The organism is Arthrospiribacter ruber, assembly GCF_019343195.1.
In the GTDB taxonomy this organism is placed as follows: domain Bacteria; phylum Bacteroidota; class Bacteroidia; order Cytophagales; family Cyclobacteriaceae; genus Arthrospiribacter; species Arthrospiribacter ruber.
Genome location: NZ_RPHB01000001.1, coordinates 620,734 through 639,282 on the forward strand (window position 1 = coordinate 620,734; position 18,549 = coordinate 639,282).

Consider the following 18,549-nt stretch of genomic DNA (forward strand, 5'->3'; position numbering starts at 1 on the left):
CAAACTCCTGTTGAAAGTTCTTCTTCATCTCACAGTTTCACTAACGTCTGTCACGTTTAGCATCTTTAATATTTTTGGTTCTAAAACCTGCTCTAATTTATACATTATCAGTGAGTAAATCAAATCTAAGCCCAGAACTTCCTTCACCTTTTCCGGAAATTTTTCTGGCTCCATACCAGATTACTCTTTTACCTGAATACCATCGTGTCAACTGATATTGACCTATCAAGGTGACTCCAGCTCTCGGAACTTCCTCCTCATGAATAAAGTAAGGTTTATCTTGTTCGTTATTTTCCAAAATACCTCTCCTCAAAAAGGAAGATTGAGGCCTTACCGCATGTGGTTCTATACCTCCGACGGTTCTCGGCATGGATGCCCTCTGCAGGGTTATCTCTCTATTGATGGCCTGGCCTGGCTTATGAATAGGGATAAAAGGGATCCAGTTTTCGGCGATTTTATTGGAAAGAATGTATTTCAAAGGGGCTTTGTAAGTCCTTACCTGTCCATTTCTGCTTTCCAGAGGAAGGTATGCAGGATCATTGGCAGCGATTTCATCCACCTCTTCTTCTTTAGCAAGGAAATTTTCCAGTATCTGTTCCAGTGTATTGGATACATCCACTCCGCTGATTCCTGAACCCATTAAGTCAGGAACTACGGCTTCTATTCCCCAGACCATATTGGCCATTTCATCCCGGATCATTTTGACCTTTTCTACAGGTTCGCTTTCCAGGGTTTTGGCCAAAGAATCAGGTACAAAGACTTTTGGATCCATGCCGATGAATTGTTCATTTTCATTGAGTACGGATTGCCCAAACATTCCCCAGCCCAAGTAGGAAGAATTGTTCTGCAAATGTGCCGCCTCCACGTGGGTACGGAATCCAAAGACATCTTTCACCACTATCCCTTCCACCTCACAGAGAGAGCCGCTTGGAATATCCAGAGGAATGGCCAGCCAGTCATTGCTGTAGTTCATGGCGTATTGGGTAATCGCAATTTTGGCAATATCTGTATCTGAGGCATTCATATTGCCCAGGTCCACTTTTCCATCTTCCATTTCCCACCATCGGGAAACAGGCATGCCGGCAATACTGGCTTCGGAAGGAATCAAGGTAAGTACTTTTCTTTCGGAACTGTCGGATGGAATGTCCGGCAAAACCATAGGCTCATCAGATACCTTTTGATCAAATGAAAACCAATCCAAGTGACCCTGAAAATAGGCATTAGCCTGAAGGTTTCGCTGATCTGCCTCTTGTATCTTGACCGAAGCCGCCTCAAAGGCGTATTCCATTTTTTCCGGTACCCAGGACTTGTGCTGTTCCAGTTCAGGTAAATTGAATTCAGTTATCACCTGCTCTTTCCATTGTTGTAAAACATTCCTTAAAGGAATCAGGTGGTTTGGAAGAATAAAACCTCCAGGATGAGTATTGGAAAAACTGTTTAGAAAATCCGGGTTTTCGGAAAAACTCTTAAGTACTCTTCCTGCATCCAAAGCTTTGCCCTGTATTGTTAGCAAAAATTGGTAAGTCTTGGTTCTGGCCATTACCTGTGCCTGCCTTGACATGGCCTGTACAGGATCATCTGTATTCAGCGTAGGAGCCTGAAATGCAAAATGCGCTATAAGTTTGGACATATAAAAACCTTGAGCGAAGCCGGGAACTCCTTCCAAAGCCGCATCAATGGCTCTCAACAGCTTTTTGCCCAGATAGTAAGCTGACCTGATACCTATTTTTTGGTGCAGTTTCTCAACTGTGATTTCCATGGGCAGGGCATCATCATGTTTTTGCCAAGGACCATGATGGGGTTTGAAATAATTGAGCTTTTGGGTTCTGTAGGCGATTTTCGCTTCAATGGCACTTCCTGTATCTTCACCTTTGAATTCACCAAACTGCCACTGCCGGGCAAGCATCCACAAGGGGTCATGGATTTTGGCAGACAAAGCCGAGGTAAGTGATTCTTCTCGGGTTCGGCCTTCCAGTCTATTGTATGCCTGAAAGGGCTCGCAGGGATTATGGAGGTGGCTTTTACTCATTGTTGTTGACATTGTGGTTGCTGATTGCATAATCGATATACCAGCCTAAGGATTGCTGGTCGGGGTCCTGATCTTCTTCCAGTGATCTCAGGAATTCATAGTGCCCGTAAGCCAAAGCACTGCTTGCAGGCAATAATTGGGAGAAGGTGGATTCATCCAGATCATCCGGCTCAAAAGTCCTCAGTTTCGCCAAGTCCAGAGCTTCTTCGACTGTAAGGAGAATCTGATCCAGGTCCAATTGGCCTTTGATTTCAGGAGGTACCGCCATCAAAATACTTTGCGGAGCTCTTGCATCTGGCTGATTGTAATGCAGGGCCACACCGGTGGTCTGTACCTTTTGAGGAATGATTTCTGCCCACTCATCTACTACCAGCGCTGCGATGTGGGTTTGACCTATCAATGCATCTCCATTGTACAAAAGGTGGCATAAATAATCCCCTTCAGGTTGATAAGTGTCAGGATAGTCCAAAGCCATCCAGTATTCCGAAGGATGTTCCTGAGCAGACAGGGCCATTTGTGAAGGCTTAAGGCTGATTTCAGGCTTTTCCAATACCTCCTGCAATATTCTGAGATTCTCCACTTTTGCAATATTCTTGCGTACCAGAGAGGAGTCATGCTGCCATTTTTCCAATCCTTCCATTCCGGAATGCTGTAAAAGATGGCTTTCCAAATCTTCCTGCATGGCATCCTGCCAAAATGACGGGTTGGGCAAGTGGATTTTAGGCAGGATTTTCATTCCATTGCCAAAAATGGCGTTGATGATTTCATTGCCGATATTGATGATTTTTGCCTGATCAGTTTCCAGAAGTAGTTGCTCTCTCCACTGTTGGATTTCCCTGGCTTTTATGCTCATCCTACTCTGGGCTTCCTGAAGTTTTCCCATCTGTTCGTGCACAAAAGTGCTGGGAGACAGCAAAGGGTTAGGGAAGTATCCTGCAAATCCCAGCTGGGAAAGTCTTCCAAACAAAGCATAGGCACTTTCAGAATCTGAGGCACTCAAAGATTCAACATTTAAATCCAAATTTCCCAGGGCTGTGTAAACTGAATCGAATTCAGCAATTGCGGATTGAATACGATCCAGGTATTGTGTTAGGTCCATTCCTGCATTGTCTACTTCAAAGTTGTCGGGGTCCTCGGCCCTTCTGAAATCCCTTGCGTCTGCCACCCGGCAAGAATTGAACAAATCAAAAATGGCTTCAAAATATGGGATGGTGGAAAGAAGATCAGTGGACTCGCTTTCCATGTGCTCAGAGAAGATAAACTGGTAATCACCTTCTGAAGCAAAGCCTTCCTGTTGTAAGGTACGGACAACCCTGAGCTCAATCTCTTCCCATTTGGAGTCTGCATCCCTGCCAAGAAGAAAAAGTAGATCAATAGGTTGTAGACCAATATCCAGAAGGTTGAGGTAATGCTTGGACCCTTGATTAATAACAGAAAACTGTATACCTGTGGGATCACCGATTTGTTGGTGGACATAAAGGTTGAACCTTGGTTCTGCCAAAGATTTCGGACTTGCCGGAATGCCCCATAAGGCTGCATTTCCTTGGTCTGGAAGGATGAAAATCCCGCGGTTGATGATCAAGTTTCCATTTCTGAGGTTTTTGATGATTTCCGGATCCCGTGGGATTTTTCCTTCTGCAAATGAATTCATCAGTCCTGCAGCCCTTTGATGATTGCCACGGACCAGTTGGTAGACACTTTCTGAAGTGATCAAATCTCCCAATGCGTCAAAAGCATCTGCCATTTCATCCAGTTCCTGGATAATGGCCAGCATTTTTTGCCGGTTTCTATTGCGCTGTACAGCATTGGAAACGTTGATATTGGGTAGGATAGGGGCAAGCTCAGTAGGAATATGGTTGATCTGTAAGTTGCTCCATTCCCCGCTTGCCATCATCTGGGCAAAGGTTTTGTCAGGATTCCACTGCCCCACGGTTTCCAGGTGATTTTCAAAATGCTTGAGCAGGGCCAATCCGTCTACCACATTATTTGCCCTTATGCTTTCATTGCTGGAGGTATCGGTAGCTGCGTCAACAGGGGCATCGCCATAAGTCGGGAATTTCCTTCTTAGCCTATAGATAAATACATCCATTTCAAGATGGTCCTGGGGTTTACCTTGGTTGTCGTGGAATTTATATTTTTCATGAAGGGCTCTTTCAAATTGAAAGCCTAAAAGAGCTCCCGGAGATTGGCCCTGACTCACACCCTGAAGTAGGAAGAGGGCTTTTCTGACCCTTGAGCTGCTAAGGTTGATGGACAAAATGTTTTTGTCGTTTCCTTCCCGCTCTTTCATGGCATTGAATCCGGCCCGAAGAACAGCTGCCGTGGTGGCGTGCTGCATGCTAGGGGCATGGATAAAGCCCTGGTTGTCGTCTACTTTATAAACTGGGTACCCTTCCGCTGGTCTTAAGCCATCCGGTACATTTTCTGACTTATGGGTTTGATGCTGAGGTCGCAGGTTTTCAAGAATTCCGTAAGCTCCTACGTAGGTTCCTGTGCCGTTGGAGTTTCTCATTTCTCTCAGTCTCCAAGCTGATAGTCCTTCCATCCACGCATCAACTCTATGGCTACAAAGGTCCAAGTGGTTGGCCAACATTCTTTCCAGTTTTGGGATGGGCAGTTTTTCCAGGATTTCAAGGGCCTGCACTACTTTTGGGCTTCGGTCATAAACCAGAGCTCCCCGTATCATGGCCAACAGCAAAGTTGTCTGGATTTTTGGTGTACCACCAGTGCTGACTTTAGGAAGGTCTTCAATCTTGATATTGATGATAGCATTGCGGTTGTTTTTTAGCCAGGTGATATAATTTTCACCCTCCTGAAGCCCGTCCACAGTGGCTAGAGATTCCATACCCAGATCTTCCTCCTGCACGGTAGGTCCTAAGACATGGTTGGCATAGTTGTACCTTGCCTTATAAACTCTCGTTCTGTTGATGCTGGCGATTTTGGCAATGTGATTTTTGAATCCCATTGCATCCAGAAAATCGCCGATAAGGTTGTTGAGAGAAAGTGGAGAGAACTTTTGAGGATTTCTGTCCCAGTTTACACTGATGACTGAATCGTCCAATTCATCCGGCTCCTTAAGTCTTCCCATGATATTGGTGCCATGCCTGTAGAGGTAGGCTTTGGTATTGGGTTCCAGTCCCAGTATTTCCAAAAAGTATTTTTGGGGATCTTCATTGTATTTGGGGTTGTTGATGTCCCGTGTTTTATTGGAGCTTGATAAGACATCCTCAAAATCTTGGCGAATGATGTTTGACAATTTGGAAAGCGATCTGATAAAGCTGGGCAGGCTTCCTTTTGTAGAGGCCGCTGTACCGGTAATGAAATTGCCATAGACAGTAATAGGTAAAACACCATACGGTTGGGGACCTATCCGGAAGCTGGGTATGCTCCCTATGGCTGACAGGTAATTTTGTAAAAATTCCAAAGTGCGAATTTCATCATTGTTATTGAACCAGCCGGCAGCCATGGTTTTCATGAAATACTTTATGGTGGCATTGTACAAAGCCCTATTCATGGCCCTTCCCTGTGAAATGTCCTGCTTGAGAATGCGTGGAATTCTGATGGCAAAATCCCTGTGCAACCCAAAGGCTTCTCTGAAATATTGCCCATCTGCAATATGCAGTTCATTTTGGAAAGTGTAGGGTTTCTGGATTTCGGAACTGTTTTTCTCCTTTATAAGCTCCTCATAAGCAAAGTCTATATCATCATCTAATTCAGAATAGGGCGATTTGGCATCTTCCGCATTATTGGTAGGCGTGTCCACTTCCAAGAGTTCCAATCCTCCATCTGTGTAGTGGTGATTTTCAAATAGCTCCTGGACTCTTTTCTGGCCTTCGTTTGCAGATTCATTTTTTATACCTGTGACGATTACCCTATCAAACCCTTCATTGTAGAAGTTTTCCTCTATTTCTATTTTCATGCCCATTCCGACCTTTATGGCCTCATCAAAATCAAACATCCACTTAAGTGCTTTTGGCACTCTCAAGTTGCCTTGATGGTCGTGGGAAAAATTGCTTTCACTTTCATCTTTGGGGTCAATACTGAGTTGAAGGGTCTTTGGGATGGGATTGCCGACCCGGATGTACTCGTACACTTCACCCTTTTTTAGTCCTACGACCATTCTGTCAGGCATCACTGTACATACCCCTGCTTTATCCCAAGCCTGGTCCTTTTTTTCTACATTTTTATAGGTAAAATCTCTGGAAAAAGGTTTTTCCAGTGTCTTGGCATGGGTGTTTTTATATTGGGTGAAGGTGTCCAGCCTGTTTTGTAAAGTGCTGAGCAAAACACGGATTCTTGCTACAGCAGAGGGGTCCGTGTTCATCCATTCATTCCTGCTTTCCAAAAGCCTGGTCAAAAGTTTGTTGAAAATCTCAATGCTTTCAAGTAGGTATGGTTTGGTTTCCAGACAGGGGGTGAAGCCTCCAAGGGATGAGCCTATTTTGTTGACCCAAGCGCCAAGCTCCGAAAGTTCAGTGCTGCTGACATGAGTCAGGTAGCGGGAATCTTTCAAAAAGAGCCCGAATTGTGAATGGAATATTTTTAGCAGTTCTATGAGAGGATTATTGATATTGGCAGCCACATTGAAGTTGGAAGGCTGCAAAGCTTGGATGATATAAGCAGCCCTTCTTACCCCTACACTGGCAGCAAGGCCACGCCATGCTGCTAGTCTGGATTTGTCCATGTCTTCGCTATCCAGATAGGCATTTCTGAAATACTCTTTTCCCTGCTCTATTTCTGCTTCAGTAAGTCTCTCATCATGGTCATCCACAGCGATGTCATCGGGGAAAAACCGGACCCAAAGCTCATATTTGGCTTCTGATTCCACAATGTACCGAACCTGATTGATGTAGTCTTTTGAAAAAGTAGTTCTGTTGTTTCTTTGGTCTGTGTATTGGTTCTGGATGTTCAGGTCAATAGAATGCAATAAGGTCAAGGATTCTTCGACAACTGGATTTTCTTCTGCGTTCCCAGCTACTTGATCTTCATATCTTTTCTGTAAGGTGTTGAATGCCCCTCTCAGTCGGTCTAGTGTTCCTTGGGGTAATATTCCTGTATTTGCAGAGCGGATACGGATACTTTTTTCAAGGTTTTTCAGCTTTCCTAGCATCCATTTCTCCACCTCTTGGCCCTGATTCAATCTGCTTTTCAACTGGGAGGCCAATTGCCTTAGGTCATGTTCGTTCAAGTAGGTGTTTTTGGCTCCATCCCTAATCGACTTGCTGCTAATCCCCAAGCTGTTCAGGATATCAAACTGACTCCTCAAAGCGATAAATTCCTCTATGAATTGGGAATTGTCGCCTAATGTCACTTTTTCTTTTAGTACTAGACTTTCCGGTACCATTACCCTTGGATTTACGGTAAGATTGGCTGGTATGGCTTTGGCTACCGTTTCAACTTTAGCGGAACTTATATCTGTTGCAGCCGAAGTCATCAAAAGGTTGGGATTGGTAACCTTCAGAAGTTCCGGTCCGATGTTGGGCACTGCTCTGGGTGCAGGCTGAGGTACAGTAGGTCCAGGTAAAGGAGTGGGAACTGTAGGTCTTGGAAGTGGGACTGGGTTGGGAAGCGGTTGTACAGGAGGAATCCTTCCTTCAGGAATGTTGATCACCGGTATTTCCGGTTCTTTGGGCTTTTCTGAAGGTGGTGCAGGGGCAGGAGTATTGGCTTTCCTGATCAGCTCTGCACCTAATTGGTTGAAATTATTTATTTCAGATGTGTATCGCTGATAGACTTGTTTCAGGCGTGCCATTTCCTGGCTGGCCCCTTCCAATGGATGATTGAGGTCTTCGAGAATAGATTTTACATGGGTATTGACTTTCGTTTGTATTTTGTTCCAGTCCTTTACATCCTTGTATCCTTTGTTGTTTTCAGTTTTAAGGGTAAAGTAACCTTCGTCCATGCTATAGATGATTTCTAACGCCCTTTGGATCCTCAGAGAATTCATCAGGTTCATGTAAGGAACAAACTCTTCGTCAACGTTGGATTTGAGGTTTTGAATGGATTTGCGAAGTTCTTCTTCTTTAATTGCCAAGTTCAGCCTTCCGGGGTATCCGTCCCTGTAAGATTGGAGCGTGATGGGACTATTTTTATGGATGCGCTTGATCAGGCTGATTTCAGAGCTGATTTTTTTGATCAGCTCTGGATTGGTTTCGATGTCCCCTTTGTTGACCATTTTGGGTATGGCATCCAAAATTCCCTCTATTTCTCTCAAAACCTCGTCGAGTTCAAGGCTTTTTACACTTTGGTCGACATATATGGCCTGCATAAGTTCGAGCAACCTATGGACCTGATTACCCAATTCAGATGTTGGAGTGGACTGAGCTTTTATTTTGGAGATCTGGCTAAGAGCTTTGTCCAGTTCGGTAAATGATTTTTTAATTTGACTTTGTGCCGATGCAGACAGTTTAAGATTGGAAAAAGCCTTTTGAAGTTCTTTACTTGCTTTGGTCAAGAGTATTTTGTCAGCTTTCTCCACCTGATTGATCCTGCCAAGCAATTTGGGTAATTGCTCCAAGCCCCGAATGATAGCATTGATCTGGCTATCGGCCTGGCTTTGTGAAAGCTGGGTTTGTCTATGCTCAAAGAGATGTATCTGATGAATGATGTTTCGGACCTGATGCAGGTATTCAAGCAGGATCTCATGATCGGGATTGACCCTTTCGGCTGTGGATTTGGTGTTTTTTACAAAACGTGTTTCCAGCCTTATAGGAAGCAGCATGACTGGAAAGGCATCACTCCTTTGAGAAAGGGATGATTTAAGGTCATTATAGCCTATGTCCACTCTATTGGAAAGTATGTGTTTTTGAGTACTCATAGTGCGTCAGATTAAAAGGTTGTTGGCATGTTTGGCAAAAAGGATTGGGGACTGATACAGGATAGAAGCGATATCAGCAGCATTGGAATCCAGGTTCCATATAGGCTCTCCCGCAGGAGGAGAACCGGTCAGTGTCTTAGGATTCTGATAGATTTTGACCTGCTTGGGATCTGCACCCATATGTGCCCAGTTGAAATTATTCCAGGAAGAAAGGCTTGGAGCTGGCGAAGAGAAGGCATCCAAACCGAAGCTGACCTGTCCGGGGATTTCCCTGAACACAAAGAAATATCCATCTCCGGATTTTACTTGGGCGACACTCAGATCAAATCCGAAAAAGTAAATGTCCGGCTCCATGTGCCCTTTGATCACAGGCCAGGAAGCACTCGAAGCATTGTATTCGCTCAAAACTATACTATTGCCGCTTTTTGTGCCTTTTTGCGCATAGACCAAGGTATTGGGATACTTTCTGAACAAATCGCCCTTGACGAGCAAGACTATGCCCAGGCCACTTCTGCCGTTTTCTCCCAGCTTTTTCAGTTTACCTCCTGCACCGGGGTTTTTCCAAAGATGCAGTTCCTTTACATCCGCATTGGAGTCCTGGAAGGTTTTTAAGGCTTCCATAAACTCCACCGGGGGTAGATTTTCATCCACAATTGCAAATGGATTGTTGTCATATTCCCAAAAATGTCTGAAGTAGCTGCCCCTTAGGTCAGTAGGGAACTCTCTCCACAGCAGTTCACGGGACATCTCATGGTTCATTCCCAAGATGTAAGATTCAATGAATTTTTGGTTGACTTCCATCAGCAAGATGGAATCTACAGGAACCTGACTGATGTTTGGGACAATGTATTCCTGGGAGATTTCTTCGAGGAAATTGTACACTGGAAAAGGAAATCTTGGGTAAGCCATTATCGGCTTTTCAAGGTTCTGATGATTTCCTTTTATTTCTGAATTCAGTTTGCGCTGAAAGTTGTTTATCGGGAAAAGTCTGTTTTTAAGTTTACTTGAAAAATCCTCCAGTTGCAAAGCCGGTAGGATTTTTGGAGTAAAGTGGGCCTGTTTAAAACTCACATTGTTCAGTAAAGTATTCTGAAATGTTTCTACAAAGGAAAATTGTTGCTGTACCACCAAAAACTTGCTGAAAAACATTACTGAAGATGGTTCCTCGGTTACCTGCTGGGATTTGAATCGGATACTGGAAAACTCTGCTTCGTTAAAGGAGTTGGAAATGTGGTTTTTAAACACCGAAGACTCCACTGTGATCTCTGCAAGAATATTAGGTGGAGGATTTGTTCCTGTTAGAAATTGGGTAGCGTAAGTGAAAACGAGGGATTGTTGCTTCTCGGCCTGAAGTAACTCGACTTTTCTGATGCCATTTACGATGTTGGCAATTCTTGGGTGAGTGTCTTCTGGAAATTTTTCAAACAACTTGTTTTTAACATTTTCCAAATTGAAGAATGAAGCATTCCCTGTCATTTCTTCTATTACTTCGGCCACCAATTCAATTTCGGTTTTTGGGATACTGTTCAAAAGGAAATTGAGGGAGTGGACGACTTTTTCTGCGGAAACAGCAATCAATGGTTCTTTCTTGGCCGGAGCAGGGGTGATTGGGCTTAAGCCTGCTACTGTTTCAGATGAATTGGCTCTCTTCAAAGTTACGTTTGTCAGGATTTCATGCGCACCGTCGGTTCCATCTCCTGACATGACAGCAGTAGGGGTGAAGTTGTTGGCTACCTTGATAAAGTTACCGCTGCTCAGACTATTGGGGATTTTTGAATTCTTGATGCTTTGAGCTGCCGAAAGTGCTGCTGATTTTTCTACTTTGATCTGCTTTAAGCTATTGGCGGAAGTGGACAATAAGGACATTTCCGACATTTTGTTGAGGTTTTTTTCGAAAATGCATTTCGCCGTGGTCCTCATCAGTTCGTTCTCTATGATTTTTTGGTTGGCTTCATTGATCTGCCCGATCTGTTCCCAAGCCAGTTCCATAAAGTATTCCTGATGCTTCATTACCGTTCTGGTGCCTAATCCTGCTGCTGCCCGGTAACTTGGGTGTAAATTGACCTCGTCTACCCAGTCGCTCATGTTCTTGTCCGCCTTGTTTTTCAGGGCATGCCATTTTCCATAAAGGGGAGGAGTAATAATGGGGTCTTCTACAAAATCCTGGGTGTAAAATATAGACTTGTTACTTTCACCCAAGAGCCCTTCATTATTAGAAGCTTGTAAGTCTTCATTGAGGTTGATGATTTTTTGCACTTTGTCCTTTAGTGCATTTCTTTCAGTGGTGTTTCCGCCCTGCGGCCAGGGATCGATCTGGAAGCCTGGAGTTTTCAGAGCTCCTTCGATCTGTATAGTGGAAAATTTGTCATCCACCTCTATATCATACCCTATATCTTGAATATCAGCCAGTCTCACCGGAGCAATGTCTTCACTGCCCACAACTTTTAATTTTCTCGCCAAAGATTCAAAAGTGCCTTCCGCACCTGTTTTGAAAGTCCAGTTATAATAAAAAGGGAAATCTCTGTGATGGTTGGAAGAAAAGGAAGCCGTATTCCAGCTGCTGAGCTGTGCTGGTGTGGACTGGGTATCCTGTTTAAGCCCTGCCAAGCGGCCCGTTTCGAATGTTGGAATCAAGAAAGCCTGATACCGGATATTTTCTTCAAGTCTTCTAGGGCAAATGATTCTGGCAATTGCAGCATTTGGACTTTTTTGGAGCTCTGCCTGTAATTGCGCTGAAGAAGGATTGCTGCTTTGTAGTTTTTCAAACACATGGACATGGGCAAATGCCCAAGTATCTCTTTCACTGCCAAAAACCTGACTCAGATCTACTTCAAGGTTGATTTTCAGGTAAGGGAGCTGTTGATTTCCATGAGCGATGACCTCAAATTCATCTTCTTTCAACACAATCAGGGACATCCAAGGTCTTAGCTTGTTATTTTTAGGTTTGGCAGGAGTAAACCTCCATGGAAGATCTTCTTCAAAAAATTCGACATAGGCCAGATTTTCAATTTCAAAATTTTCCACACCTTTTTTGGGATTGGTTCTGATGACCATTTTAGGGTCAATTCCCAGCACATCGCCCGGCCCTTGGATTTTGACAGTTTTAGATATTGTGTTGGAAGGATTGGAAGGGGCGGTAGCCCCTTTTTTGGAAGCTTCAATGTCAAAAGCCACCTGGACTTCTGGTCTGTCCAAGACAGGACTGGCAGGAAGATTTCCTCCCAGGCTGTCTTCTTCAGTAATTTGGTTACCTAACCCATACCTCAGCCAAGGTAAAAAAGAAAATTCTGCCGGATTGTTATTGATTGGCATAGCTTATACATTTAAAAGGTCCTTATTGATGATCTGTAGTTTTTGTCCTGTGGTTTTGCTCAACTGCACAGCCTGCATGTAGCCCACATTACCTGATACTTCAGTCAGGTCGGAAGCCTTGACCACTGAGAAAAGCGGTTTTTCCAGGGTCACCTTGGCAGGATTGAAAATACCGGTCGTTTTGATAGATTGGACAGTTTGTGCCACAGCACCATGCATGGCGTGGAACTTGGACTCTGATTGTCCAAAGCTTAGCTGTCTACCGGTATAGATTTCATCTACTATTTCTTCATATTCCACTTTCTTGTTGCGGTGAACCCCTGCGTCGCTACTCTGTTTTGGAGAAATCAATACCCCGGACTGCTGCTGTTCGAATGAAGGCATCAAGAGCTTGTCTTCATCAGAAGCCTTGATGAAGTTTGAAGGCGCAAAGTCGTCTTTTACCGGAATTGATTTGGTGCCTGAAGGGTTGTTTCCGATTCTGACATTGACGATTTTGAAGTTGTCAAAATCAGCAGGATTGAACTGTCCGAATTTTTCTATGACCACATCGAGAGGTACTATTTTTTGATTGACCTCAATGACTCCGTCAGGAGTAAGGATAAGGTTATCAAAATCATTGGGATCCTTGAGTCTGACTCCACCACCTTTGACAGCCATAGGCAAGGCTCTCCAGTTTTGGTTTTCCAACAAGGCCTCGCGTAGCTCTGGCAACACTTCGATATCCGGTAGCAGGGTGTTTTTCTTCTCGCCCCACTCCACATTGAATTTGACCTTGATGGTGATGAAGAGAATTTTGAAGCTTGCTGTTCCTTTTGCTTTCCAAGGGCTTGGTCCCTCCAGTTCAAAGCAGAGGCTGATTCCCAGAAGTGTAGTGTTTCCTGCCATTACAGCTAGTCTGGCCCTGGCCGAAGCAATAAACCGGAACGGTGAAAATTGGAATAAGGCATCTACGCCCAATTCCCCGACTACTTTGAATTTGGACACTTTGAATAAGAAGTCTATTTGCGCCCCGAACTGTACTGTGTTTGTCGTGACGGCCATATAGGCCATCAAAGTCAACCTTGGGTTGCCTGTCAGGATGTTGAGCGTCAGCCTCTTCATCGTAGGTATGTTGAGGTAGGCCGGTACCTGATAGCTAGGGTGGAAGCCACCAACTGACAATACAAAGTCCTTTTGAGCTCCCCAGCTGAGCCTCAGTGCCATATCTCCTTCCAATCCAAAAGTCAGGATTTTACTATCAAAAAGACTGGCGTCAAAAGAGAGCATTTTCTTTTCGAAATCTATGATTCCCAAGAAAAGCACTTGTATTTTGACCAATGGTACTTTTTCATCAGGGAGTACCAAACGGATAGCTCCGAGTATGGCAAATCGCACCGGATTGGCAAATTCTACGATGAGACCAAGGTCTATTTTCAACAAAGTCGGAACTCCCCACGAGATTCTTGCCATCGGTCCAATAAGGAATTGGTCTCTTTTGATAGGGAAGAAACCTGTAATGTCATTGATGATCTTGGCAATGTTGGGAATGATATTGGTCGGGAAAAGGATATTGTCAATGCTTCCGTCCCGGACCCCGTCGCGGAGCTTGGTTTCCTGCATGGTGCGGTGTATGCCCAAGATTCCTCCTAAGCCACTGAGGAAAAAGCCAAATCCAAGAGCAATACCAGGAGAGAATTGTACCGAAATGATGACGATGACCGATGTGCCGGGTTTTCCATCCGGCATCTTACTGTCTATGACACCTATGGCGGTAAGGGTAAACATCCCCTTAAAGGAAAGTTCTAAAGCTCCGGCATACTGCCCTTTTGGCCGGTCAAAGAACAAGTATCCACCACCGGTGAAAACAGGCGTATCCAAAGAAACTCCTAGGCCTGTAGGAGGTTTGAAGCGGATTTCTATATCTACCACCCCAAAATCAATCCCTTTGACCTCATAGGGGGTCAGGTCTGGGGATTTGGGATGAAACTCTACTTCAAGTCCGAGGCCTTCTACTGTAGCTGAAAGCGGTCCGAGCATCACCGTGGCACCGGAAAAACTCAGGGCCATCGTGGTATTTCCAGAGCTTACCAATGAAAGGTTGATCGCATCTATGGAAACTGCCTCGCCAAGCATGCCGTTGATAGGTATTCTTAATTCCGTTTGATCGCCTCCTATGGTGACACTGAGGCCTGAAGGCCACCTTACGTCCATGTTGAGGTCAAATTGACTGCCGATTTGCAGGTTTTTGATGTCGAGTTCATTCGGAATAACATTATCCAGACCGGGAATGACAATGTGGTTTTTGATGATACCACCCAAAGCGAAATCCCAATTTTCGTTTTTCCTTTCGAGTTTGATCATCCTGAGGTAAATGCCCACCACAGAAGGGATATCCAAGAGTTTGACCGCATTGGTAGCTTCCGCTTTGACCAAAAAGTCTCCGGAATCGCTTACTCCAAGCGTAACTCCAATTTTAGGAGGAGTACCTTGGATGCCATCCAGACCTTCAATGGTAAGGTCACCTTTAAGCTCGATTTCAAAAGTTGACTGGTTCTTGACGGTAAGTTCTTTGATGACAATTTTGATATTGCCCAGGTTGATTTCCCCACCATTGCCGGGGTTTTTAAGGCTGATTTCAAATTTTCCCTCGTCTTCGATTTTTATCTTGACTTCTATGGGAGCCTGATCACCTGATGAAGATTCGAATCCTGGCAAGCCAAGCTCTCCTTCAAATTCAAAAGGGAATTGAAAATCACCGTTTTCTATGCTGAATTCAAGCTTTTTGAATGTGAGACTGAAGTCACCTATTTTGAAGCCGCTGGATTCTTCTCCTGTGGCAAGAGAAAATGTATACCTTTCATTGCTACTTTCGTAAGCAAGGCCAAGGGATATCTTGGCCGGATTATCATTGTCGTGATTTTTGATGGCAGGATGGGAAAAAGCTACTTGCCCGGAGGCGTTTTGCACGGTGCCGTCCTGTACTGCCAAAGTAAAGGTTTGGAAATAAAGGGTCAAATCATCCAGTCTCAATGCTGTTTCCGCTTCAGCACCATTGTTAAGCTGAAGGGAATAGCTGCTTCCAGCTTCCAAAGTATCTGAGAATTGAAAATCCACTTTCAGCTCATTGTGAGGGGTATCCATTTGCTCAAATTTCAAAGCACCCTTTATTTTGAGTTCTTCCAAAGTGCTCTTTTTCAACCCAAATTTGACCTCTTCTAGCTTGAGCTTAAGGAAACTAAAGTCTATGGTAGTATCACCTGTGTATTCGAATTTGAACTTTTCATCTGCACTTTCATAGCTGATGGAGATTTCCGAAAATTCCTCTGATCCTGCCCCTGAAATCCTGAACTTGGAACTGCCAGAGGCACTGACCTCAAAATCACCTGAACTGCCTTTTTCTACTTCGCAGGACAAGTTAATGTCCTTTAGTACCAATGGCTCAAAAGAGAGGAGGTCATCGGCCTTTGACCTGATGCTGGCGCTGTATTTATCTCCGGCAGGATCTATCAGAGCAGTAAAATCCACGTTCACTCCCTCAAAAACTGGCAACTTGGTTTCCGCTTCCAGCTCTCCTTTTTGAAAATCTCCATCCAGAATCTCCAGGGAGAGTTTTTTCAAGGTCAGCTCAAAAACAGTAAAATCCATTGGAGCATGTGGAGGCTCATTGTTGAGGTTGAAAGTGAATTTCTTTCCTTCTGTCTCAGAGGTGTATGAAAAAACTGTTTTGATGGTGTCGTTGCCATCGCCAAGCTCGGGCCATTTTAGGTGCGCACTTCCGCTGGTGTTCTGAACTTCACCTGCTTCATAGTCCAGGTCAAAGGAAAAGTGAGAAAGCTCGAAACTGCCGAATTTTAGGAGCTCGCTCTCCCCACTGTCCACTTCAATCTTGAAGGAGTTGCTCGCTGCAGATTCTACTTTTAAGTCAAAATTGAGGTCATTTTCAAAAACAGGTAGGGCAATTTTTCCTTGAGCGCTAAACTCTGTGTCTGAATTTCCCAGATTTCTAAAAAATCTAAGTTCACTAAAACTGATCCTGAATCCTTGGAAGTCTTGTGGGTTGAGGTTGGCAGCAGCCAAAGTAAAGGTCCTTTCAGGTCCGGTGTGATCGACATCAAAGGTAAAAGCAAGTGGATTTTCCAAACCCGGGAAACTCAAAGTTCCGTTTCCATTACTTTGATGAAACTCTCCGTCCTTTACTTCATAAAGAAAACTGCCTATTTCCAAAGCAAAAGGGCCATATTGTAAGCTTGCGACTTCCGGGGTTTTTTCCAGCTTATAAGCCTTACCGTTTTCTTCCAAAGTGAAAATGAACTGAATGCTTCCCTGCATATCCAAAGCAGTGATTTGGATACTGCCCCGGATGTCCAGATCCAATTCCGGAGTATCATCAGTTTCGTTGATCTCGATTTCAATTTTGCTGAAATTTAGGCTGAAACCTTCATTTTCTATGGGTGTCAGGTCTGTTCCCAAGGCTTTGATCTGGTACTTCCCTTCATAGGGTCCGTCTGGGTGGAGCAAATAGCTGACCTGCAAGGTGGAGGTCTGCATGGAGTCGGGAAGCTTGAAAAGTACCGTACCTGCAAGGTTCTGGATTTTTTGCGAAGCAATGACCAGATTCATGGATTGTGGCTGTAGTTCAAAGTCTCCCAAGACCCATTTCCCTCCTGAGGTCATTTGCATTGCGAAGTTGTTGTTTTCAATTTCTCCCTCGAAGTCTACCCCATTGCCTTCACTGAAAATAGGAAGCCATAATTTCCCTTTTATTTCCCCTTCAAATGGCTTGTCCTCAAATATTTTGACAGACAGCTCCTCCAAGAGCAATTCAAAGTCAAAAAATGCTTTTTGGTCAATAGTGCCCTGTAAGCCAAAACTCATGTACCGTTCACCGCTATTCTGATAAAGGAAGCCAACCTCCAACTCAGTGTCAATTCCTGGAATGGTCAATTGACCAATGCCTCCGATTCCTGAAAGGCTTCCGCTTCTGACTTCCATTTTGAAGACAGAGATGGCAAGGAAAAGTTCATCGAAATGCTGATTGGAAGGTAGTTCAGTATCTGCAGGGATTTCCAGGTCATAGTCATTTCCGACTTTTTTGAACTCCCAAAAAATCCCATTTCCTCCGGTGTTTCCTCTCAGCATTACCTTTCCTTCAATCTCTGTCTGACTTAAGGTTCCGTCATTTTGGATTTCCAGAAATACCCGGCTGATGGTTAGTTCTCCTATAGGACTTGGAATGTCTGGGCTATTGCCGCTTTGAGTGAAGGTATACTCAGATCCATTATAAGTAAAGGAAACCTCTACACGATGGGCTGAATCTGAGGAAGTGTTCATTCCTTCCAGTTCCAGCCAAGCCTGACTGTCCAGTATATTTTCACCTTCGGAGATGTTGTCACCGATCAGAAGTTCGAATTTGTCAAAAAATAAGCTCACCGGCCCGGTGCGGAATGGTTTGTCTTCTTGGTTGTTGGCTTTGATGAGAAAATTGTCCTCTTCATTGAACTCTACTTCCCAGTCCAGCTTATTTCCCGTGTCAGGCAAAAATGAAAATGCCAACTCACCGTTGAAAGCAGTTCCAGACTGAATTTGTCCATTTTGAAGAACAAGGTGGAAATTTTGGATGCTCAACTCGAAAACCTGAAGGTTAGCAGTAGGCAATGAACTGCTGCTGATCGTATAGGTATTGCCGGATTTTTGGAGAGTACCTTGAATGGTATGGCTCAATTGAGGTATCTGAGCCGTGATGTCTATATTAAATGCACTTACAGAATTGCTGTCAAAGGTCAGGCTGCTGTTTTGAAAAATAAACTGAATCCCGTAGAGGGTTTCTTCAATGGTTGAGGTCTGAAATATGTTGAATTGGCCTTCGGAAGTTCTTTCTATTCGGAAAGGAATTTTTTTGGCTTCTTCAGCGACAGTGTTTCTAAGATTGGTCAAAAATGCCTCGGCTTCCAATCGTAGGTTTTCTATGGTCTGCTCGGCTTTTCGGATCTGGATTTCTACTTCCCCCAATTGTGCCATGAATTCAGCAATCCTGAACTGAATTTCCTCTTGATTTTGTTGAAGGACAAACCTGATTTTTTCGACGCCAGCTTCTTGAATCTGTTCCAATTGAACAGGGATTTCAAAAGGCATATTGTCCGTGGCATGTCTGAATTTGTCAATGACCAGGTGATAGGTTTGCTGCCCTGTAGATATGTTGCTTTCTATCTGGTCAAGAAGCTGCTGAAGACCGCTTGAGCTAAGTAAATGCTCAATGGGAAATTTAAAATTATTACTAGGCATAATTATAAATTTAAAAGTTACAGAAACCGCTTATCTAAAAATCCGATAAGGTTTAAAGCATTAAATTAGAGAGAATTATATTGAAATAAAATGAAAGTGTAGATTTATTTTTAAAAATATTTTACTT

General features: G+C 44.0%; 4 protein-coding genes. All 4 read right to left on the reverse strand.

Annotation, left to right across the window (positions count from 1 at the left end; translation table 11 throughout):
• Positions 1 to 97: 97 nt before the first annotated feature.
• The 4 genes from EGN73_RS02455 to EGN73_RS02470 are packed head-to-tail and all read right to left on the reverse strand — an operon-like array spanning position 98 to position 18,422.
• Entirely contained in the window at positions 98 to 2,029 is a 1,932-nt protein-coding gene (locus tag EGN73_RS02455) for a hypothetical protein (protein ID WP_219286762.1), read from the reverse strand.
• Positions 2,022 to 8,846 carry a transcription initiation factor IIE subunit beta family protein gene (locus EGN73_RS02460; protein ID WP_219286764.1) on the reverse strand — a complete coding sequence of 2,275 codons (6,825 nt, stop codon included), beginning with the start codon at positions 8,844 to 8,846 and terminating at the stop codon, positions 2,022 to 2,024. The genes EGN73_RS02455 and EGN73_RS02460 overlap by 8 nt, the downstream gene beginning before the upstream one ends.
• 6 nt (positions 8,847 to 8,852) lie before the next feature.
• Positions 8,853 to 12,158, reverse strand: coding sequence for a hypothetical protein (locus EGN73_RS02465; protein WP_219286766.1), 3,306 nt, complete (start codon positions 12,156 to 12,158; stop codon positions 8,853 to 8,855).
• Positions 12,159 to 12,161: 3 nt separating this feature from the next.
• Positions 12,162 to 18,422, reverse strand: coding sequence for a DUF6603 domain-containing protein (locus tag EGN73_RS02470; protein WP_219286768.1), 6,261 nt, complete (start codon positions 18,420 to 18,422; stop codon positions 12,162 to 12,164).
• Positions 18,423 to 18,549 lie beyond the last annotated feature (127 nt).